Source organism: Alkalibaculum sporogenes, assembly GCF_009362815.1.
Taxonomy (GTDB): domain Bacteria; phylum Bacillota; class Clostridia; order Eubacteriales; family Alkalibacteraceae; genus Alkalibaculum_A; species Alkalibaculum_A sporogenes.
In genome coordinates, this window is sequence record NZ_WHNX01000082.1 from 1 (window position 1) to 1,309 (window position 1,309).

Below are 1,309 nucleotides of genomic sequence, written 5' to 3' on the forward strand. Positions count from 1 at the left end.
GTGGTAACTTAATTTTACACGATTTTGTGGGGACGGGCAACTGAAATATGAAAGCGCAAGGCCTCGTATGACTGGCTTTGCGCTTTCTGCAAATGCCTATTGTAACAAAGCAATGGGGACGGTTCTTATTGCTTTTATTTATAAATTTTTTTATTATTTTCCCTCTATATTAAGTTTATGTATAAGGTTACTACTTACTTCTAACAGCCTTGCAATCTCTCTGTGACTTAATTTTGTTTTGTATAACAACTCGAAGATCATTTCTTGAAGAAAATGAGGGTTGTTCTTTATCTGCTTTTCTTCTGTTATCCCTTTTGCATCACAGTACTGCTCAATAATCTCTTGTGCGTGAGTGATGCGATTTCGTTGTATTTCTTCCTTTGTATCTATATATTCAAAATAATCTATTTCTTCATGAAATTTTATAAATAACTCTAGATCTTTAGAAAATAAGTCCATAATAAATTCTTTTTGAGCTTTGCTTACCAATCTAATTTTGTCAGTATATTCATGATAACTAGACCATTGATACTCATCAATAAATTCAACCATTCTTGCTTTTACAGGATTATTATGGACATAACGAATTACTTGATTTAAATAGATTTCATCGTGTATTATTTCACTTTTATATCTATCTTGGAACACATGACCTACCCTATCATTTAAATAGTTATATTTCATAGCGTATTTAATATTTAACTTTTTTAATCCTTCTGATAATATCTTTATTGGAGCATATACGACAATGTGTACATGATTATCCATCATGCAATATGCAGCTATTTCAATTTGTTCCTCTGTTTGTTCCAATAATAATTTAAGAAAATATTTCTTTTGTTCTGGCAATCTAAAAATTTCTTCTCTATTATTGCCCCTCATCATAATATGATAGTATCCAGTAGGACTTTCTTTTCTCGCTTGACGTACCATTGTAACACCTCTGCTTGTAATGTCAAAGCATCAGGAACCGTCCGAGACCAGTGCTTTGGAATGAACCAAAAACAGCGTCTATATAAGACGCCGTTTCGGTTTAGTAAATTTGTTTATTTTCTAAACTTGCTTTTTCTTTTTGTTGTATAATACAAACACTAATGCACCTAAGGCAAGTAGTGCTCCTCCTATTATTAGGATCATAGTTGTATTACTTCCTTCTTTTTTTGCTTTTTCCATTGGTGTTGCAGTTTCTGTTGTGTTATCTTCTGTGCTGACTCCTGCTACTATGGTGTCAGTTAGTACATAGTCTGAGCAGTGGGTGATGGTGAACTGGGCGTAGCCGTCTTGGATGATTAGATTTGCGTCATCTACC

The 1,309-nt window shown here is 33.2% G+C and carries 2 protein-coding genes; both read right to left on the bottom strand.

The window, feature by feature from the left end:
* Positions 1-153: 153 nt before the first annotated feature.
* Positions 154-933, bottom strand: a complete 780-nt coding sequence (locus GC105_RS16620; RefSeq protein ID WP_152807058.1) for a transposase — start codon at positions 931-933, stop codon at positions 154-156.
* Positions 934-1,053: 120 nt separating this feature from the next.
* A partial coding sequence (locus GC105_RS16625) for an LPXTG cell wall anchor domain-containing protein (protein WP_152807060.1) occupies positions 1,054-1,309 on the bottom strand: 256 nt, incomplete at its 5' end.